Annotated in this window: 1 protein-coding gene and 1 riboswitch; the gene reads left to right on the forward strand. The window is 76.5% G+C overall.

The genetic code is table 11. The annotated features are described in order from the left end of the window. A partial coding sequence (locus FNQ90_RS24565; protein WP_323380163.1) for a GNAT family N-acetyltransferase occupies window positions 1–594 on the forward strand: 594 nt, incomplete at its 5' end. Window positions 595–712: 118 nt separating this feature from the next. Further along, window positions 713–886: riboswitch (cobalamin riboswitch) on the forward strand. The last annotated feature ends 142 nt before the right edge of the window (window positions 887–1,028 follow it).

Raw genomic sequence — 1,028 nt, forward strand, 5'->3', positions numbered from 1 at the left:
AGCCGGGTCCATGCTGTGCGCATGGACGTCACCATCCGCCCCGCCCGGGCCGGCGAACACTCCGCGGCCGGGGAGATCTCCGCCCGCGCCTACCTGGCCGACGACCTGCTCGTCTTCGGCGCCGAGGACCCCTATCTCGACCGGCTCCACGACGCCGCCGGACGGGCGGCCGTGGCGGAGTTGCTGGTCGCCGTACCCCGATACACCCAAAACGCCGGGCCCGCCGCACGTCCCGCCGCCCCGGGGCTCGGGCCCGTTCGGGCGGGGGAGGTGCTGGGCACGGTCACCTTCGCGGCCGACGGACCGTTCGCGCAGGTGGCCCGGCCCGACGAGGCCGAGTTCCGGATGCTCGCCGTCGCCCCCGCCGCACGCGGTCGCGGCATCGGCGAGGCCCTGGTGCGGCACTGCGCCGAGCGGGCCGCGGGGTTGGGGCGGCGCGCCCTGGTGCTCTCCATCGCCGACAACAACGAGCACGGCGCCCGGCTGTACCGGCGGATGGGGTTCCGTCCCGAACCGAGTCGGGACTGGCAGCCGGTCCCCGGCCTCACCCTGCGCGTCCTCGCCCTGCCGTTGACCGCCGGCAGCGGCCGGTGACCGATCCGTCGGCGCCACGGGCCGACCGGCGTCGAACCGGCGGGGGCCGGCGGGGCGGCCCCCTGCCCGGAGGATCATCCCCGGCGGCTCCTCCCCGGCCCCGACCACGCCGACCCACACAACATCTTGGGGTGCCGGCGCCGGTCACTCCCACATGTATGATCGTGGCCGCTGTCGCAGCAGGGGAACCCGGTGGGAATCCGGGACTGTCCCGCAACGGTGTGCCGCGTCCTCCCGTCCTTCCGGACCACGCGCGGCGAGTCCGATCACCTGCCGACGGTTCGTTGGAAGTCCGGGCCCCGCGGATTGGGCCGGTGGACGCCCCCGCGGCCCGCCCGCGTGCGCCCGCCTCCCACCTCCGGGGGCCATCGGCCACGAGGGAGTCGCATGACCACCGCGCCCGCCGCGTCCCCGCGCACGACGGAGACCGGCAC

It is taken from the genome of Streptomyces alkaliphilus, assembly GCF_014141535.1.
Taxonomy (GTDB): domain Bacteria; phylum Actinomycetota; class Actinomycetes; order Streptomycetales; family Streptomycetaceae; genus Streptomyces; species Streptomyces alkaliphilus.